This is a genomic window from Pseudomonas sp. ICMP 460, from assembly GCF_002723595.1.
Classification (GTDB): domain Bacteria; phylum Pseudomonadota; class Gammaproteobacteria; order Pseudomonadales; family Pseudomonadaceae; genus Aquipseudomonas; species Aquipseudomonas kitaguniensis.
In genome coordinates this window covers 14,813-31,853 of record NZ_LKBR01000033.1, presented here as the reverse complement: position 1 = coordinate 31,853, position 17,041 = coordinate 14,813, and the positions used below count along the sequence as shown (strand labels likewise).

The window sequence follows — 17,041 nt, the reverse complement described above, 5'->3', positions numbered from 1 at the left end:
GCGACTCAACAAAAACAAGATCAAAAACAACCAGGTACCGTCAGATGAAAATCTTCAACGCTGTACTGCGAGTTTTACGCCCTGCCCAAGCGCCACGCGGTCTCCCCCGCGCCCGGCCGTTCTACTTCTCCTTCCTTAATGTGCTGTGCGTCGAAAACCAGGGCGCGCTGGTCTGCTGCATTCCAGGCGCACCGATCGTTCGATTACCGTCTTCGCACGCCCCGCTCTGATAAACGCAACGTCGAAAAAACCAACAATAATGTGGAGACAGACCGTTCATGAAGACCCCGATCCGTTTTACCGCGCTGGCCTTGTCCATGCTGCTTGCCAGCGGCGTTGCCGGCGCCGCCGACATCAAGGTGGGCGTGAGCATGTCCGCTTTCGATGACACCTTTTTGACCTACTTGCGCGAGGACATGGACAAGCAAGCCAAGTCCTATCCCAAAGGCGATGGTGTGCAACTGCAGTTTGAAGATGCCCGCGCCGACGTGGTCAAGCAACTGAGCCAGGTCGAGAACTTTATCAGCCAAAAAGTCGACGCCATCATCATTAACCCGGTCGATACCGCCTCGACCAAGAACATCATCAATGCCGCGACCAAGGCCGGCATTCCATTGGTGTTCGTCAACCGCCGCCCCGATCAGAAAGATTTGCCCAAGGGCGTGGTCGCCGTGACCTCGGATGATATTGAAGCCGGTCGCCTGCAAATGCAGTACATCGCCGAAAAACTCGACGGCAAGGGCAAGATTGTGATCCTGCTCGGTGACCTCGCCAACAACGCCACCACCAACCGCACCAAGGGCGTGAAGGAGGTGCTGGCCAAATACCCCGGCATCACCATCGAGCAGGAGCAGACCGGCGTTTGGCTGCGTGACAAAGGCATGACCCTGGTCAACGATTGGCTGACCCAGGGGCGTGAATTTAATGCGGTGGTGGCCAACAACGATGAGATGGCTATCGGCGCGTCAATGGCCCTGAAGTCGGCAGGCACCAAGCCTGGCAGCGTATTGATTGCGGGGGTGGATGGCACGCCCGACGGTTTGAACGCGATTACCAAGGGCGACATGGCCGTGTCGGCCTTCCAGGACGCCAAGGGCCAAGCGATCGGTTCGGTTGAAGCCGCGCGCAAGATGGCCAGGCACGAGCCGGTTGAGCAGAACGTGATTATTCCGTTCCGGCTGATCACCCCGGACAACGTCAAAGACTTCAAATAGCCTTTCATAACAACAATAAACGGGCAGGGCGGCCACGCACGGTCGCTCTGCTGATGGAGTACCTCCTATGCTTGCGCAAGCCACTGTCTCGCAGCCGCCCGGTGTGCAGCCGATGCCGCTGGAAGAACCCTACCTGCTGGAAATCGTCAACATCAGCAAAGGCTTTCCCGGCGTCGTGGCCCTCGCCGACGTGCAACTGCGCGTGCGCCCAGGTTCAGTGCTGGCGCTGATGGGCGAGAACGGTGCGGGCAAGTCGACGCTGATGAAAATCATCGCCGGTATCTACCAGCCCGACGCCGGGGAAATTCGCCTGCGTGGCAAGCCCATCGTATTTGAAACACCGCTGGCGGCACAAAAGGCCGGGATCGCGATGATCCACCAGGAACTCAACCTGATGCCGCACATGAGCATCGCCGAAAATATCTGGATCGGCCGCGAGCAGCTCAACAGCTTGCACATGGTCAACCACCGCGAAATGCACCGCTGCACCGCCGAGTTGCTGGCGCGCTTGCGCATCAACCTGGACCCCGAGGAACACGTCGGCAACCTGAGCATCGCCGAGCGGCAGATGGTCGAGATTGCCAAGGCGGTGTCCTACGACTCTGACATCCTGATCATGGATGAGCCGACCTCGGCCATCACCGAAAAGGAAGTGGCCCACCTGTTTTCGATCATTGCCGACCTCAAGGCGCAAGGCAAAGGCATCGTTTACATCACCCACAAAATGAATGAAGTGTTCGCCATCGCCGATGAAGTGGCGGTGTTTCGGGACGGTCACTATATCGGCTTGCAGCGCGCCGACAGCATGAACAGCGACAGCCTGATTTCAATGATGGTGGGGCGTGAACTGAGCCAGTTGTTCCCGGTGCGCGAGACGCCCATCGGCGAGCTGTTGCTGTCGGTGCGCGACCTGTGCCTGGACGGCGTGTTCAAGGACGTGTCGTTTGACCTGCATGCCGGTGAAATTCTTGGCATTGCAGGCTTGATGGGCTCGGGCCGCACCAACGTCGCGGAAACCATTTTTGGCATCACCCCCAGCAGCAGCGGGCATATCACCCTCGACGGTACACCGGTACGCATCAGCGACCCGCACATGGCCATCGAGAAGGGTTTTGCCCTGTTGACCGAAGACCGCAAGCTCAGCGGGCTGTTCCCGTGCCTGTCGGTACTCGAAAACATGGAAATGGCGGTGCTGCCGCATTACTCCGGCAATGGCTTTATCCAGCAGAAAGCCCTGCGCGCGCTGTGCGAAGACATGTGCAAGAAGCTGCGGGTGAAAACCCCTTCGCTTGAGCAGTGCATCGACACCTTGTCCGGTGGTAACCAGCAAAAAGCCCTGTTGGCGCGCTGGCTGATGACCAACCCACGCTTGCTGATCCTCGACGAGCCGACCCGTGGCATCGACGTGGGCGCCAAGGCCGAGATTTACCGTTTGATTGCCTTCCTCGCCAGCGAAGGCATGGCGGTGATCATGATTTCCTCCGAGCTGCCCGAAGTGCTGGGCATGAGTGACCGGGTGATGGTGATGCACGAGGGTGAGCTGATGGGCACCCTCGACCGTGCGCAGGCGACCCAGGAAAAAGTCATGCAGTTGGCGTCCGGTATGTCCGCAGTCCACTGACGAACCGCCGCGCGGGCCTGCGGTTGGCCCGTGCCACAGAATAAGAAGGTGATTGGCTATGAACGCAATAACAGACAACAAGCCGGCCACGGCACCGGTCAAGCACCGTCGGCGCTTGCCGACCGAACTGAGCATCTTTTTGGTACTGATCGGCATCGGCCTGGTGTTTGAACTGTTCGGCTGGATCGTGCGTGACCAGAGCTTTTTGATGAACTCGCAGCGGCTGGTGCTGATGATCCTGCAAGTGTCGATCATCGGCCTGCTGGCAATCGGCGTGACGCAAGTGATCATCACCACCGGTATCGACCTGTCATCCGGTTCGGTACTCGCGTTATCGGCGATGATCGCTGCGAGCCTGGCACAGACTTCCGATTTTTCGCGGGCGGTGTTTCCCAGCCTGACTGACTTGCCGGTGTGGATTCCGGTGGCGATGGGCCTTGGCGTCGGGCTGCTGGCGGGGGCGATCAACGGCAGCATCATCGCCGTCACCGGCATCCCGCCGTTTATCGCAACGCTGGGCATGATGGTCTCGGCGCGTGGCCTGGCGCGTTACTACACCGAAGGCCAGCCGGTGAGCATGCTCTCGGACTCCTACACGGCGATCGGCCACGGCGCGATGCCGGTGATCATCTTCCTGGTGGTGGCGGTGATCTTCCACATTGCCCTGCGCTACACCAAATACGGCAAGTACACCTACGCCATCGGCGGCAACATGCAGGCGGCGCGCACCTCGGGCATCAACGTCAAGCGCCACCTGATCATCGTTTACAGCATCGCAGGCTTGCTCGCGGGCCTCGCCGGTGTGGTGGCATCGGCACGCGCCGCCACCGGCCAGGCCGGCATGGGCATGTCGTATGAACTGGATGCGATTGCCGCCGCGGTGATCGGCGGCACCAGCCTGGCCGGCGGAGTAGGGCGCATCACCGGTACGGTGATCGGTGCACTGATCCTCGGCGTGATGGCCAGCGGGTTTACCTTTGTCGGTGTGGACGCGTACATCCAGGACATCATCAAAGGCTTGATCATCGTGGTCGCGGTAGTGATCGACCAGTATCGCAACAAGCGCAAGCTTAAGCGCTAAAGCGCAGCTTTAAGCTGCAAGCCTCAAGCTACAAGCTACAAGCTACAAGCTACAAGCCTCAAGCCGTAAAGCAAAACTGGCTTGCAGCTTGTCGCTTGCAGCTTGCCGCTTATATCTGCTTTCCGAACTTTCCTGCTATAAACACACTCCGATAACCATTCGCCAAGCCCGTCCTGGTGCTTTTGGGGGTTAATTGGGAAAAATGCCTGTCATTTCAGTTGCTGAGCCCTCAAGTCGGCCTTAGACTGCCGCCCCTCGTAAATTGAGTGCCGAGTGGCGCTTGAAATGGACGGCGCCCTTCCGAGACCAGCAAAGGCCTGCCGGAACGCTCCCTTATTCGCCTTAATGCACGTATTTTTTAAGAGATATAAATGACAAAGGAAAAGTTGCTGGCCATGCCGGCGGATGACTACATGAATGCCGAACAGCACGCTTTTTTCGAGCAGTTGCTGCAAGACATGAAAGTGGAACACCACGCCCGCATTGAACAGAACCGCATCGCCATTGAAAGCCTGGACACCCCGGCTGACCCGGCTGACGCTGCTTCCGTGGAAGAAGAACGCACTTGGCTGGTAAATGCCATCGACCGCGACCAGCGTATGCTGCCGCAGCTTGAGCGTGCACTGGAACGCATCAAGGAAGATTCCTTCGGCTGGTGCGACGACAGCGGCGAGCCTATCGGCCTCAAGCGCCTGCTGATCAGCCCGACCACCAAGTACTGCATCGAAGCGCAAGAGCGCCACGAGCAGATCGACAAGCACCAGCGTCAAGCGTGATGCCGTAAAAATTGAGCGCCGTGCAGACGGCGCTCAAAGAAATACCGTTTACCCCGCCTGTTTATTGTTCGTTGCACGTTACCCCACTAAAGGCCCATGGATAATGGCCCAATAGTGGCGTTTAATGCAGGAACAATAACGACAAGCAGTGGGGTGACGACAATGGCTGGAGACGGACCTCTGATGGGCGCAGCAGTGCCGCCGCAAACGGTGGTGCGCGTGCTGCCCGGCTGGCTGACGCCGCTTGTGCAGAGCATCGCCTTGGCGGTTTTACTGCCGGGCCTGACGTTTGCCGGCTTGCCGATGTACCTCTGCCTGCCACTGGCCTTGCTGGTGATCTGGCTCCCTTCCCTCAGGTCTCGAACGCCTCGCGCCGTGCCATCCCCGGCCGTCGATGCGATTGGCGAACTGACCCGCGACCTTTCTTACACCACCAGTCACAACGCGCTGTCCGCTGCGGGCGTGGCTTATTCGGTCAAGCAGTTGGCGGCCCGGTTGCAGTCGCAACTGAGTGCGGCCAAGCAAATCGTCAGCAGCGCCGAAGTCATGATTGGCACCGAAAAGATCAATTCGCAGCTTGGCCGCCAAGCCTTGGGCGCGGCCAGCCAAGCCCATCAGCGCAGCACGCAGGGGCGTGAAGTACTGGCCCAGTCGATCACCCGCATGCACCAGCTCAGCGAGCGCGCCAATGCCAGCCGCCAGTTGATCGAGGCCTTGAGCCAGCGCAGCGAAGAAATCCAGCGCGTGACCCTGGTGATCCAGTCCATCGCCAGCCAGACCAACTTGCTTGCGCTGAACGCCGCCATCGAGGCGGCGCGCGCCGGTGAGCACGGGCGCGGGTTTGCGGTGGTCGCCGATGAAGTGCGTGGCCTGGCCGGCCGTACGGCGACGGCCACCGATGAAGTCGGGGTGATGGTCGCCGACATTCAGCAACGCACCGCGCAAGTGGTGGAGCAAATTCGCCAACTGTCGACGGACCTGCACCTCGGCGTCGAGCAGGTCGAACACGCCGGCGAGCACCTGGAGAGCATTGCCAGCCTGGCGGCGGATGTGGAAGGGCAGATGCATGAAATTGCGCAGGGCACCGACACCAACCGTGCGCAGCTCGATAGCCTGTTCCATGCCGTAGAGCAGATGCGCAGCGATTTGTCGGTGAGCGACCAGCAGACCCGCCAACTTGCTGACGTCGCGGTGCAAATGGAAGCGCAGGCAGAAACCATCAGCGAACGCCTGGCGGAAGTCGGGCTGGATGATTATCACCAGCGCATCTACGACCTGGCCCGCGAAGGGGCCAGCCGTATTGCCGAACAGTTCGAGGCCGATGTACTGCAAAACCGTATCAGCCTGGATGACTTGTTCGACCGCAGCTACACGCTGATCCCGAATACTCGCCCGAGCAAATATCACACACGGTTTGATGGCTACACCGACCAAGTGTTGCCGGCGATCCAGGAGGCGCTGCTGCCGCGTCACGAAGGGCTGGTGTTTGCGATTGCCTGCACGCCGCAGGGCTACGTGCCGACGCACAACAAGGCGTTCTCTCATGCGCTGACCGGTGATGCGCAAACCGACGCGTTACAGAACCGCACCAAGCGCAAGTTTGACGACCGCACCGGTATTCGTTGCGGCAGCCATCAGCAAGCGGTGTTATTGCAAACCTACACCCGCGACACCGGCGAGCTGATGCACGATTTGTCAGTGCCGATCATGGTCAAGGGGCGGCATTGGGGCGGGTTGCGCCTGGGCTATAAACCGGAAGAAGCAAGGAGTGCACGCTAGGGATTGTTGCTGTTTATGCAATGGAGCTATTCAGCCGATAGCTTTTTCCGAGGGCTGGAAAACCGTAACATGGCAATTATTGTTAGCAGGCTAACTAAATTTTCGGAGAGGCTCCATGCAAAACAAAGTCGATGTGGCGGTGATGATCGGCAGTGGCGTACCGCAAGCGTTGCGTGCGCTTGGGCAGAAGGCTTGCTGGGTAGTGCTGCTGAATGGCGAGCAACGCGGCACGGCTTTCGCCAGCCGCGATGAAGCAGAGGAGTGCAGAACGGCCTGGGAATCCATGATGCAACTGGAGCAGTCAGACAGCCTGCATTAAATCGGCTTAGTGTGGCTGATGCAGGCGCTGGTTCAGCTCATCGACGGGGATCGCCCATTCGGCGTCGTCACGCAGTTCTTCTTTCAAAAACGCCGCTTGTTGCGGCGTCCAGAACGGCGCATCGATCAACTTCACGTCTTCAGTCAACGGGTGGGCGCCGATGAATGCGTCGATTGCCTCGGGTGTCGAGTCCAGGCCGAGCTGTTCGAACAGGGTTTCAAGCGTAGGGATTGGCGCGTCCATATTGGGTTCTCCATGCAGGTTGATGGGTCTTGTGCATGTGAGGCTTGGGGCACGGCATAGTTCTATTGGATTAAGTGTTCTATTGGGTTAAGTGTTCGATCGGATGAAGTGTTCTATCGGATTGAGCGTGCAATCGGCTTGTCAGGAATTGAGCGCACCAGCGTCCACTTCGGTTTTCAGGGCTTTGGCCGAATCTTTTGCAGCGATGGCGGCGGCCTCGGCAGTTTTGAACCACCGATCTTTTTCTACCTGATGGGTGATGATTTTGGTCAGCGGTGGCTTGGCCCGCATGATGATGACCGCTTGAAACTCGCCGTCTACTTCCCTCGCATCGCCATGGATGAAATATTCGCCAATATCAAATTCCGTCACGTATAGCCTTCCCTTCAAGGTAACTGCTCAAGGTAACTGCACTGATGAAACCTGACCCACAGCGGGGCAACCTTCAATCGACGGTTCAGTATGGCAGTAGTTGAGGGGCGGTGGCGCAGTAAAGTTATTCGGCAGCCGAAACCATCCCGCCGTACTGGCCGTGCAGGCTGGCTTCGAGCATTTTGGCCAATTCGCAGGCGCGGTTATGATTGCTGCGAAAACCTTTGATCCTGCCGCTGGTCACTTCCAGGATATGAAAAAAATTGCGCCCGGCGGGTACCACTTGGTAAAGAACTGAATTGGAGTACCCGTTCAGGCGGGGCACGCAGTAGTATTGGCGCTCGTGTTGACGTGGTTGCATGCTCAGCTCCTGTCGATTGATCCGGTTGACCCATCAGCAGCGTTTCGGGTGGTTTTGAACCCTGTTGCTGTTTTAGTATTGTCGTCGGCAGTCGAAGCCTGGTTCCATGCCCAGGTATTTTGTTATGTGTTGGTTGTCGGAAACTGCGTTTTTATTTGGGTTATTCTCTGAAGCTCATCGGTCCGTATTCTCGGGCCGTTGAACCTGTGTTTTCCTGTAACGCCGGATGACCTGCAACACGCCCATCGCGCGGGTCTGCACGGGTCTTACAGCGCAACAGTGGGTTCTATTCAGTTTTTTAACGAATGTGTGATCGTGCCGTTAAGGCCGTTTTTTTGTGCTGTCCGCTCAGGCGGTCAGTGCTTTTTTTGATGTGGGGGCGTTTCCTTGGCAGTCAGTAATCTGGATATGCACGCGTTATTCGTGCTGGGTGATTTGCGCGCAAAGTTGGTCAAACAGTTTCAATCTCGCTTCGTTTACATCACTGAACAGACGCCGGAAGGCATCTACATCGCCGAGATCGATACCGAAACGTCGTTGGTTGTGGATGACAAGCCGCGCCTGGAGCTCAAGGTCGGCGACCATTTTCGCGCCGCCGTGTTGCCCAGCCGTGAAGGCGGCAAGTTCGAACTGAAGTTCCGCGATATCAAGTTGACGGTGTACGGTCTGGGCGATTACGCCTTTGTCTCTTCGACCGAAGGCCAGGGCATCGTGTTCAAGGAAGGCCACAGCGTGATGCTGGTGTTTGCCGCCAACGAACAATTGCAGGAAGGCCTGACCAAAACCCTCAAAGCTGTCACCGGCAAGGCCGCCAAGTGGCGCAAGGGTGAGCTGGTGACCTTCAAGGCCAGCGAGTAATCGATGAACCCGTTGTGTGTGTTTGCTCTCCCGGAACCTCTACTACAGTTGAGTTGACTTAACCAATGCGGGGTTTCGCGCATCAGCAGCAAAGCCGTCCGCCAGTGCTGTGAAAACGCGAGGTGCAAAGGCATGAAAGGATTGAGATTGCTGTTGGCCGCGTCGCTGACGACCTGGGGGTTGTCGGTGGCCTCATTGCCGGTATCGGCCGCCCAGGCCCCGGTGCATTTCGCCGACCTGAACTGGGAAAGCGGCAGCCTGATTACCGAGGTGTTGCGCTTTATCGTCGAGAAGGGCTATGGCCTGCCCACCGATACCTTGCCCGGCACCACTATCACCCTGGAAACCGCCCTGGCGAAAAATGACATCCAGGTAATCGGCGAAGAATGGGCCGGCCGCAGCCCGGTATGGATCAAGGCCGAGGCCGAGGGCAAAGTGGTGGGCCTGGGCGACACGGTCAAGGGTGCCACCGAAGGCTGGTGGGTACCGGAATACGTGATCAAGGGCGACCCCGCCAAAGGCCTCAAACCGTTGGCCCCCGACCTCAAAAGCGTGCAAGACCTGGTGCGCTACAAGGACGTGTTCAAAGACCCCGAGTCCCCAGGCAAGGGGCGCTTTCTCAACAGCCCCATTGGCTGGACCTCCGAAGTGGTCAACAAACAGAAGCTCAAGGCTTACGGCCTGGACGACAGCTATGTGAATTTTCGCAGCGGCTCGGGCGCGGCCCTGGATGCCGAAATCGCGTCGTCGATCCGTCGCGGCAAACCGGTGTTGTTCTACTACTGGTCGCCGACGCCGCTGATGGGCCGCTACAAACTGATCCAGCTTGAAGAGCCGCCGTTTGACGCCGATGCCTGGAAGACCCTGACCGACGCGGATAACCCCAACCCCAGGCCGACCCGGTCGCTGGCATCGAAGTTGAGCATTGGCGTGTCGACGCCGTTCCAGCAGGAACATCCGCAGATTGCCGACTTTTTCACCAAGGTGCAGTTTCCCATCGAACCGCTTAATAAAGCCCTGGCTTCGATGAGCGAGCATCACACCGCGCCGCGTGAGGTTGCACAGGTGTTCCTCAAGGAGCATCCAGAGGTGTGGAAAGCCTGGCTGACCGCCGACGTGGCGCAAAAAGTCGAGGCAAGCCTCAAGTAAAATGTGGGAGCGAGCGCGCTCCCACATTTGTTTGCACTCCAGTCGAAATTACCCACGAAAAATCTCATGGCGAGAAAGTTTCTTAAATAAAAATGACTCGCATGCTTGCCCGATTTGCGCACTTGGCCGTCTTCGTTAATAGAACCTTTATTACGCAGGATTTCCCATGTCGCGCCTTGCTCGTCCCTTGCATCCGCTGGCCCTTTCGGTGGCGATGGCATTTGCCGCCGTGCCGTTGTTGACCGTCCAGTCGTCCTTCGCTGAAGAAAGCAGCAGCGCGTTGCGCGGTTTCTCGATTCCTGCCGGTGATTTGAGCCAAGCCCTCAATAGCCTGGCCGAGCAGGCCGGGCTGGTCCTGGCGTTCGATGCAAGCTTGACGCGCGGCAAGCGCAGCCAGGCGTTGAGCGGGCAATACGACACCCACGCAGCGTTGACCCAGTTGCTCGCCGGCAGCGGTTTGCAGGCGCTGAAAATCGGCACCGACCGCTACCGCCTCGAAGCGCTGCCGGATAACGGCGGCGCCATGGAGTTGCAGGCCACCAACATCAGCGCTGCGTACGCGAGCGAAAGCCCCACCGGGCCGGTCGCCGGTTATGTCGCGACCCGCAGCCTGTCGGGCACCAAGACCGATACCGCGCTGATCGAAACTCCGCAGTCTATCTCTATCGTCACCAAGGACCAGATGCGCGCGCAGAACGCCGAAAGCCTCAACCAGATCCTGCGTTACAGCGCCGCTGTCGTGCCGGAGACCCGAGGCGCCACAGCATCGCGCCTCGACCAGCTAACCATCCGTGGCTTTGCGCCAGCCACCTACCTGGATGGCCTGCGTATGCCTTCAAGCCGTGACGCCTTGCCACAAAAAGACGCCTTCGACCTGGAGCGCGTTGAAGTGCTGCGCGGCCCGGCGTCGGTGCTCTACGGGCAAGGCACGCCCAGCGGGGTGATCAACATGGTCACCAAGCGGCCGCTGGATACACCGTTTCATGAAGTCGGCGTTGAATACGGCACCTTCAACAAAAAGCGCACCACCTTCGACCTGAGCGGCCCGATGGACGACCAGGGCGTTTATTCCTACCGCCTGGCGGGGCTGTTTGATGATGCCGATGGTCAGGTCGAACACACCGAGACCCGTCGCCAATCGCTGTCGAGCGCCTTCACCTGGCGCCCGGACGATGCCACCTCGCTGACCCTGCTCGGGCATTATCAGAAGGACCCCAAAGGCGCGTCCTACGGCTCGGTGCCCGCCTGGGGTTCGGTGTTGCACAGCCCCACCGGGCGCAAGATCGACGTGGATTTTTACGACGGTGAAAAGAACTTTGAAAAAAGTAACCGTGAGTATTATTCGGTCGGCTACGCGTTCGAACATCACTTCAACGATGTGTGGACCGTGCGCCAGAACGCGCGCTACCTGCGCGCCGAGGGCGTTTACCGGAGCATTTACAACAGCAACCTGAAGGCGGATTACCGCACCTCCAAGCGTTCGACCATCTCCACCGATGTCGACATGGACGCCTACACCCTCGACAACCAGCTACAAGCCAAATTCGACACCGGGCCGTTGCAGCACACGCTGTTGATGGGCCTCGATTACCAGAACACCAGCACCGACACCAAAGCCGGTTACGGCGATGGGCCTGACCTGGACATCTTCGATCCGGTCTACGGCGCGCCCGTTACCACACCGGATTTCGCCACCGACGCCACGTCGCGCAGCGAGCAGACCGGCGCTTACCTGCAAGAGCAAATGAAGTGGAACCAATGGGTGCTGCTGCTGGGCGGTCGTTATGACTGGGCCAGCACCGACAGCACCACCAAGACTATAAAATCCGGCGCCAAGAGCAAGTCGTCGCTGGACAGCAAGGCGTTTACCGGCCGTGTGGGCCTGGTTTACCTGTTCGACAATGGCCTGGCGCCGTACGCCAGCTATGCCGAATCGTTCAACCCGCAATCGGGCACCGGTTACGGCGGTTCGGTGTTCAAACCCACCGAAGGCAAGCAGTACGAAATAGGCATCAAGTACCAGCCGCCGGGCAGCAACAGCTTTATTACCGCGGCGATTTTTGACCTGCGCCAGAGCAATGTGCCGACCCTGGACCCGGACCCAAGCCACCTGTGCGGCAACGGCCGTTGCAGCATCCAGGACGGCGAGCAACAGTCGCGTGGCTTTGAGCTGGAAGGCAAAGCCAGGCTCAACGATAACCTCGACATTACGGCGGCCTACGCCTACCTGGACAACCGCGCCAGCAAGTCCAACAGCACCGTGCAATATGCGCCCATCAGCGACATCGGCACCGGCCCGGCCATTCCCGTTCAAGGCACTACCACCTACGGCGTGCCGCGCCACACGGCGTCGGCGTGGGCCGACTACACCTTCCACGACGGCCAGCTCAAAGGCTTCGGCGTTGGCGCGGGTGCGCGCTATGTCGGTTCGTCCTGGGGCGATACCGCCAATACCTTGAAGGTGCCGGGCTACACCTTGGTCGATGCGGCCGTGCACTACGACATCCCGAATATCGCCAACCCCAAAGACAATCTGCGCCTGGCGCTGAACGCCACCAACCTGGCGAATAAAGAGTATGTCGCGTCGTGCTACTCGTATTCGTGGTGCTGGTATGGCTCGCAGCGCACCGTGCAGGCGAGCGCGACCTACCAGTGGTGACACGCCGCGGATAAGGCAATTTAATGGCCCCTTTGTGACTAAATTCTCGCCAGAATCACTTTTATTTTCAGGTGGTTAGGCGGGGATGCTGATGCGCAATGTTGGAATCATGCTGATTGCTTGTTCCCTGGCCGGCGGCGCGGCTGCCGTGCAAGCGCGCGAGTTGCGCGAGGGCGACAAGTACATGTGCAGCTGGGGCGCAGGCACTGCCGCGAGGGCGCAGGAACTCAAGTTGTCGGGCGTGTCGCTGTACGCGGCGCGGCAGAAGATTCAAACCATAAAATTTAACAAGTCGTGGATGCGCATGATGGCCATGGGCATCACCGAACAGACCTATGACAGTAGCTCGCGGCTTAAACCCGAGGCGATTCGTACAAGCTTTTATCAGGACTGCCTGCGCTACAAGGTGGCGCGCAAATAATCGACTGCCTGAACGGCATGCAGCTGTGAGGGGGATTGCGCCGTGTCGCACTAAAAAGAGGCATGACCAGTGCTTTTTGCCACAATAAATATGTGGTTATTGAATGAGTTACGGGTTTTTGATCCGACGAAAGGAATGAAATAATCTTGTTACGGGTTTTTTGGCTGCGTACTATAGCCGGGCGTTTACCTCCCACGGTTTATGCATTTTGAATCCCAGGTTTCCATCAGCTACTTGGGATTTTTTTTGCCTGCGATTTGGCCTTGGCGCGAGCGGTTCACAGGCGCCGTACAAACGCTTTGACGGCGTGCCGCGTGGCATCAGTCGTGTCCAGCTCGTCTATGGCGCCGTAGGCGTGCCAGCGGCAATCAACGATCTCGTTGCACGGCCTCGCGTCAGCAATATTGACCACCGAGGCTTCAAACACATGGTGCACGGTGTCGCGTGCTTTCAACTCCTGCAAGTACAGCAGGCCGTCCACGTTCAACCCGGTTTCTTCTTCAAGCTCGCGTTCAGCCGCGCCGACCGGGCGCTCGTTGCGCTCGACCTTGCCGCCCGGCAACGCCCATTTTGATCTGGCCTTGCGCACAAACAGGATATGCCCCTCGTGTTCGCAAATCACCGTTGCCCTAATTTTCATCGTGTGTACCCTCACAACGGCATGACTGTCATAAAAGTGTAATGCAATTGTCATGCTTGATGCGGCTGGCGTACCCCCGTTTGGATGTGGATACTGACCGATTGATAGAAAACGGACGAGGACAACAGATGAACACCGTACGTTGGGGCATGATCGGCTGTGGCAGTGTCACTGAAATCAAGAGTGGACCCGCATTCTACAAAGCGCCAGGTTCGGCGCTGGTTGCGGTGATGGGGCGCCGTGAGGAGGCTGTGCGCGATTATGCGGCACGCCACGGCATCGCGCGCTTCTACACTGACGCCCAGGCATTGATCAACGACCCCGAAGTAGACGCGGTGTACATCGCCACACCGCCCGACAGCCACCTTGAATACAGCCTGATGGTGGCGGCGGCGGGCAAGCATTGCTGCGTCGAGAAACCCATGTCGCTCAACGCCGAGCAAAGCGCGTTGATGCAGCGCACATTTGAACGCGCCGGGCTGCATTTGTTTGTGTCCTACTACCGCCGTTCGTTACCGCGCTTCCAGCAAGTGCGCGACTGGCTGCGCGAAGGGCGCATCGGTGAATTGCGTCAGGTGAGCTGGACCCTGTGCAAGCCGCCGGGCACCGCAGACGCGAGTGCCGCCAATTGGCGCACAGACCCCACGATCGCCGGCGGCGGCTACTTCGCCGACCTCGCCAGCCACGGCTTTGACCTGTTCCAGTTCCTTGCCGGCGACATCGTTGAAGTCACCGGGTTTACCGCGCGACAGGTTGGGCACTATGCGGCGGAGGATGCGGTAACGGCGTGCTGGACCTTCGGTTCCGGCGCGCTCGGCATGGGCTGCTGGAACTTTGTGGCGGACCGCCGCGAAGACCGCGTCGAACTGATCGGCAGCCGCGGGCGCATTACCTTCGCGGTGTTCGACGACCAGCCGCTGCGCCTTGAAGGCGAGGTTGACGAGGTACTTGAAGTGCCTTGCCATGCCCATATCCAGTGGCACCACGTGTTGGCCATGAACGCGCACATACGTGGGGACGCCGAGCATCCTTCACTGGCGATCGAGGCGTTGAAGACCGACCGGATTCTGGACAAGGTGCTGCTGCGCAATCCGAACCTTCCCGGGTAGCTTTCCACACCGGTGTGTTGCAGTTGGCTGCTGGCGGGCACGGCCACTGTTCTCGACAATGCAGGCTTATTTTTTTCAAGGAACACGCGGATGAAACACACGGCAGCCTGGAGTGCACTTTGGCTGGTGCTGGCCTGTATGGTGACGCAGGCGGCACCACGCGAGCAGCGCCCGGCAGGCGATTTTGATTTTTATGTGCTGTCGCTGTCGTGGTCGCCGACGTTCTGCCTGACGCACCCGAACAACCAACAGTGCTCGGGCAAAGGCTACGGTTTTGTGTTGCACGGGCTGTGGCCGCAATACGCCAAAGGCGGGTGGCCGGCGTCGTGTGATGCGCAATCGCGGCTGTCAGCGGATGAGCTGGCCAAGGGCGCGTTGATGTTCCCCACGCAAGCGTTGCTCAAGCATGAGTGGGCCAAGCATGGCACCTGCAGCGGGCTTGGCGCTTCGGGCTATCTGGACGCGACCGATGAGGCATTGGCGACCGTAAAAATTCCGCAGCAACTGCAGCCGTTCAACGTACCGGGTTACCTGGCGGCACGCGACATCGAGCAGCTGTTTCGTGAGAGCAACCCGGCCATGGGTGACCATGGTGTGGCGGTCATCTGCAAGGGCAAGGTGCTGTCTGAAGTGCGCGTGTGCCTGAGCAAAGAGCTGCGCTTTGCCGGTTGCCCCAGAAGTGTCAAAACCCAGTGCAGTGCGGGAGATATTCGGGTTCCGGTACAACGCTGAAAAGCGGGTTCAGAGTGGTTGAAGCAGATCAAGGGCGGGTTTTGCATACGCGGCAGATCTGCTTTTTTTGCTTTTTGTGGGAGGGGGCTTGCTCCCGATAGCAGTTTTACAGTTGATACATGAATTGACTGACCCACCGCCATCGGGAGCAAGCCCCCTCCCACATTTAGCGACAACCCCACGTGTCGCTTAATCCACACAAATCGCCCGGCCCAGCGTGCCTTTTTCAACCCTCGCCGAACACCCGAAGTGGCTGTTATCCACCTGGCACGCGCCCGTCACAGGCCCGTTACCAGACTGCGTGTTAACGCTGGTCTGGCACTCACCCTCGCACTGGCTCGAGTCGGTGCAGGCCTTGCCGGCATCCTTGTACGGCGTGATGCACTTCCAGCTCTGCAACCTGCCGACCTGCTTCATCGTGCCGCCGCCCGCCAGGCAGGTGGACGCAGCAGCGTTCTGTGCAGGCGCAGGGGCAGGGGCGTGAGTGGTCGTCGTGCACGCCGATACCAACAGCAGGGCGGTCAAGCCAATCATCAATTTCATGCAGCGGTCCTCAAAGAGTAAGCACAGCGTTGCAGTGTACGGGCTATTGGGTGGGGTGCGCGCGCAGGATGGTCGAGATAGGCTGGGGCTTTCGCGCGCATTGAAGTATCCTCCGCGGCCCGCTATCACTGATTCAACGACACATGACCGGACAAGACATGCAGGCGCTGTTAGAGTCGATCCTCGACGAAGTTCGTCCACTGATCGGCCAAGGCAAAGTCGCCGACTACATCCCCGCACTGGCCGATGTACCTGCCAACCAACTCGGCATTGCCGTGTACGGCAACGACGGCTCGGCCTACTGCGCGGGTGACGCCGATACACTGTTCTCGGTGCAAAGTATCTCCAAAGTGTTCAGCCTGGTGCAAGCCATCGACCACGGCGGCGAAACCATCTGGGAGCGCCTCGGTCACGAGCCTTCAGGGCAACCGTTCAACTCCATGGTGCAGCTCGAATTCGAACGCGGCCGCCCGCGCAACCCCTTCATCAACGCCGGTGCGCTGGTGATTTGCGACATCAACCAGTCGCGCTTTGCCGTGCCGATTCTGTCGATGCGCGACTTCGTGCGGCGCTTGTCGGGCAACCCGCAGATTCTCGTCAACAGTGTGGTCGCCGACTCCGAAGCCCAGCACGGCGCGCGCAACGCGGCCATGGCGTACCTGATGAAATCCTTCGGCAACTTCCACAACGAAGTCGACGCCGTGTTGCACAGCTACTTCAACTACTGCGCGCTGCAAATGAGCTGCCTGGACTTGGCCCGGGCGTTCAGCTTCCTGGCCAACGAGGGCGTGAGCGCGCACAGCGGCGAGCACGTCTTGACCGCGCGCCAGACCAAGCAAGTCAACTCGATCATGGCCACCAGCGGGCTGTATGACGAGGCCGGCAACTTTGCTTATCGCGTCGGGTTGCCCGGCAAGAGCGGGGTAGGCGGCGGGATTGTCGCGGTGGTGCCAGGGCAGTTTACGGTGTGCGTGTGGTCACCGGAGTTGAACGCGGCGGGGAATTCGTTGGCGGGGATGAAGGCGTTGGAGTTGTTGAGTGAGCGGATTGGGTGGTCGGTTTTTTGAGGCGCGTAACCACCTAAACCCTGTTCGCGAGGGCATCGGGATATATATTGAGGTACAGTTGACCCTGCGATCGACGCAAGAGGTGATCTATGCTAAT

General features: G+C 59.1%; 19 protein-coding genes. 14 read left to right on the top strand and 5 right to left on the bottom strand.

The genetic code is table 11. From position 1 onward, the window contains the following. Positions 1-44 precede the first annotated feature (44 nt). The 7 genes from AO240_RS29050 to AO240_RS20080 all read left to right on the top strand — a co-directional run bounded on the left by AO240_RS29050 (position 45) and on the right by AO240_RS20080 (position 6,790). Entirely contained in the window at positions 45-230 is a 186-nt protein-coding gene (locus AO240_RS29050; RefSeq protein ID WP_082648980.1) for a hypothetical protein, read from the top strand. Between the two features lie 48 nt (positions 231-278). Next, positions 279-1,214: a sugar ABC transporter substrate-binding protein gene (locus AO240_RS20105; RefSeq protein WP_099238643.1), complete on the top strand. Its 936-nt coding sequence runs from the start codon at positions 279-281 to the stop codon at positions 1,212-1,214. Between the two features lie 67 nt (positions 1,215-1,281). Then, complete coding sequence (locus AO240_RS20100) at positions 1,282-2,835, top strand: sugar ABC transporter ATP-binding protein (protein ID WP_099238641.1); 1,554 nt, start codon at positions 1,282-1,284, stop codon at positions 2,833-2,835. Between the two features lie 58 nt (positions 2,836-2,893). Beyond that, entirely contained in the window at positions 2,894-3,916 is a 1,023-nt protein-coding gene (locus AO240_RS20095; protein WP_024076018.1) for an ABC transporter permease, read from the top strand. Positions 3,917-4,287: 371 nt separating this feature from the next. Continuing rightward, positions 4,288-4,692 (top strand): TraR/DksA C4-type zinc finger protein, encoded by a 405-nt coding sequence (locus tag AO240_RS20090; protein WP_058411639.1) that lies wholly within the window; start codon positions 4,288-4,290, stop codon positions 4,690-4,692. Positions 4,693-4,788: 96 nt separating this feature from the next. Beyond that, on the top strand, positions 4,789-6,471 hold the full coding sequence (locus AO240_RS20085; RefSeq protein WP_371918662.1) for a methyl-accepting chemotaxis protein: 1,683 nt from the start codon (positions 4,789-4,791) through the stop codon (positions 6,469-6,471). Positions 6,472-6,586: 115 nt separating this feature from the next. Further along, a complete protein-coding gene (locus AO240_RS20080; RefSeq protein WP_099238637.1) occupies positions 6,587-6,790 on the top strand; it encodes a hypothetical protein in 204 nt (67 codons plus the stop codon). 6 nt (positions 6,791-6,796) lie between these two features. Here AO240_RS20080 and AO240_RS20075 read toward each other — a convergent pair whose 3' ends face one another. The 3 genes from AO240_RS20075 to AO240_RS20065 form a co-directional block, all read right to left on the bottom strand. Continuing rightward, the gene (locus AO240_RS20075) at positions 6,797-7,033 is read right to left on the bottom strand and encodes a DUF2789 domain-containing protein (protein ID WP_058411636.1); all 237 of its coding nucleotides are present in this window, start codon (positions 7,031-7,033) and stop codon (positions 6,797-6,799) included. A 141-nt stretch (positions 7,034-7,174) separates the two neighbouring features. Further along, positions 7,175-7,405 (bottom strand): hypothetical protein, encoded by a 231-nt coding sequence (locus tag AO240_RS20070; protein ID WP_099238635.1) that lies wholly within the window; start codon positions 7,403-7,405, stop codon positions 7,175-7,177. Positions 7,406-7,529: 124 nt separating this feature from the next. Beyond that, positions 7,530-7,766, bottom strand: coding sequence for a hypothetical protein (locus AO240_RS20065; protein ID WP_099238633.1), 237 nt, complete (start codon positions 7,764-7,766; stop codon positions 7,530-7,532). A gap of 408 nt (positions 7,767-8,174) precedes the next feature. On the opposite strand from AO240_RS20065, the gene AO240_RS20060 reads away from it, so the two are divergent. From AO240_RS20060 to AO240_RS20045, 4 genes are all read left to right on the top strand, one after another. Beyond that, positions 8,175-8,624, top strand: a complete 450-nt coding sequence (locus AO240_RS20060; protein WP_058411633.1) for a hypothetical protein — start codon at positions 8,175-8,177, stop codon at positions 8,622-8,624. Positions 8,625-8,756: 132 nt separating this feature from the next. After that, the gene (locus AO240_RS20055; protein WP_099238631.1) at positions 8,757-9,773 is read left to right on the top strand and encodes an ABC transporter substrate-binding protein; all 1,017 of its coding nucleotides are present in this window, start codon (positions 8,757-8,759) and stop codon (positions 9,771-9,773) included. Positions 9,774-9,939: 166 nt separating this feature from the next. Continuing rightward, positions 9,940-12,432 (top strand): TonB-dependent siderophore receptor, encoded by a 2,493-nt coding sequence (locus AO240_RS20050; protein WP_099238629.1) that lies wholly within the window; start codon positions 9,940-9,942, stop codon positions 12,430-12,432. Positions 12,433-12,523: 91 nt separating this feature from the next. Next, entirely contained in the window at positions 12,524-12,853 is a 330-nt protein-coding gene (locus AO240_RS20045) for a hypothetical protein (RefSeq protein ID WP_058411689.1), read from the top strand. A gap of 277 nt (positions 12,854-13,130) precedes the next feature. Here the strand turns inward: AO240_RS20045 and AO240_RS20040 are convergent, their stop codons facing one another. Beyond that, positions 13,131-13,493, bottom strand: a complete 363-nt coding sequence (locus AO240_RS20040) for an NUDIX hydrolase (RefSeq protein WP_099238627.1) — start codon at positions 13,491-13,493, stop codon at positions 13,131-13,133. Between the two features lie 128 nt (positions 13,494-13,621). Between AO240_RS20040 and AO240_RS20035 the strand changes: the two genes are divergently transcribed. After that, a complete protein-coding gene (locus AO240_RS20035; protein WP_099238625.1) occupies positions 13,622-14,602 on the top strand; it encodes a Gfo/Idh/MocA family protein in 981 nt (326 codons plus the stop codon). 90 nt (positions 14,603-14,692) lie between these two features. Continuing rightward, positions 14,693-15,334, top strand: coding sequence for a ribonuclease T2 (locus tag AO240_RS20030; RefSeq protein ID WP_099238623.1), 642 nt, complete (start codon positions 14,693-14,695; stop codon positions 15,332-15,334). A 189-nt stretch (positions 15,335-15,523) separates the two neighbouring features. Here the strand turns inward: AO240_RS20030 and AO240_RS20025 are convergent, their stop codons facing one another. Continuing rightward, positions 15,524-15,877 (bottom strand): hypothetical protein, encoded by a 354-nt coding sequence (locus AO240_RS20025; protein ID WP_099238621.1) that lies wholly within the window; start codon positions 15,875-15,877, stop codon positions 15,524-15,526. A gap of 158 nt (positions 15,878-16,035) precedes the next feature. On the opposite strand from AO240_RS20025, the gene glsB reads away from it, so the two are divergent. Further along, on the top strand, positions 16,036-16,944 hold the full coding sequence (glsB, locus tag AO240_RS20020) for a glutaminase B (RefSeq protein ID WP_099238619.1): 909 nt from the start codon (positions 16,036-16,038) through the stop codon (positions 16,942-16,944). The last annotated feature ends 97 nt before the right edge of the window (positions 16,945-17,041 follow it).

Coding starts and splice junctions, on each gene's coding strand:
- AO240_RS29050 (WP_082648980.1), top strand. CDS start 45: ATGAAAATCTTCAACGCTGTACTGCGAGTTTTACGCCCTGCCCAAGCG.
- AO240_RS20105 (WP_099238643.1), top strand. CDS start 279: ATGAAGACCCCGATCCGTTTTACCGCGCTGGCCTTGTCCATGCTGCTT.
- AO240_RS20100 (WP_099238641.1), top strand. CDS start 1,282: ATGCTTGCGCAAGCCACTGTCTCGCAGCCGCCCGGTGTGCAGCCGATG.
- AO240_RS20095 (WP_024076018.1), top strand. CDS start 2,894: ATGAACGCAATAACAGACAACAAGCCGGCCACGGCACCGGTCAAGCAC.
- AO240_RS20090 (WP_058411639.1), top strand. CDS start 4,288: ATGACAAAGGAAAAGTTGCTGGCCATGCCGGCGGATGACTACATGAAT.
- AO240_RS20085 (WP_371918662.1), top strand. CDS start 4,789: ATGGATAATGGCCCAATAGTGGCGTTTAATGCAGGAACAATAACGACA.
- AO240_RS20080 (WP_099238637.1), top strand. CDS start 6,587: ATGCAAAACAAAGTCGATGTGGCGGTGATGATCGGCAGTGGCGTACCG.
- AO240_RS20075 (WP_058411636.1), bottom strand. CDS start 7,033: ATGGACGCGCCAATCCCTACGCTTGAAACCCTGTTCGAACAGCTCGGC.
- AO240_RS20065 (WP_099238633.1), bottom strand. CDS start 7,766: ATGCAACCACGTCAACACGAGCGCCAATACTACTGCGTGCCCCGCCTG.
- AO240_RS20060 (WP_058411633.1), top strand. CDS start 8,175: ATGCACGCGTTATTCGTGCTGGGTGATTTGCGCGCAAAGTTGGTCAAA.
- AO240_RS20055 (WP_099238631.1), top strand. CDS start 8,757: ATGAAAGGATTGAGATTGCTGTTGGCCGCGTCGCTGACGACCTGGGGG.
- AO240_RS20050 (WP_099238629.1), top strand. CDS start 9,940: ATGTCGCGCCTTGCTCGTCCCTTGCATCCGCTGGCCCTTTCGGTGGCG.
- AO240_RS20045 (WP_058411689.1), top strand. CDS start 12,524: ATGCGCAATGTTGGAATCATGCTGATTGCTTGTTCCCTGGCCGGCGGC.
- AO240_RS20040 (WP_099238627.1), bottom strand. CDS start 13,493: ATGAAAATTAGGGCAACGGTGATTTGCGAACACGAGGGGCATATCCTG.
- AO240_RS20035 (WP_099238625.1), top strand. CDS start 13,622: ATGAACACCGTACGTTGGGGCATGATCGGCTGTGGCAGTGTCACTGAA.
- AO240_RS20030 (WP_099238623.1), top strand. CDS start 14,693: ATGAAACACACGGCAGCCTGGAGTGCACTTTGGCTGGTGCTGGCCTGT.
- AO240_RS20025 (WP_099238621.1), bottom strand. CDS start 15,877: ATGAAATTGATGATTGGCTTGACCGCCCTGCTGTTGGTATCGGCGTGC.
- glsB (WP_099238619.1), top strand. CDS start 16,036: ATGCAGGCGCTGTTAGAGTCGATCCTCGACGAAGTTCGTCCACTGATC.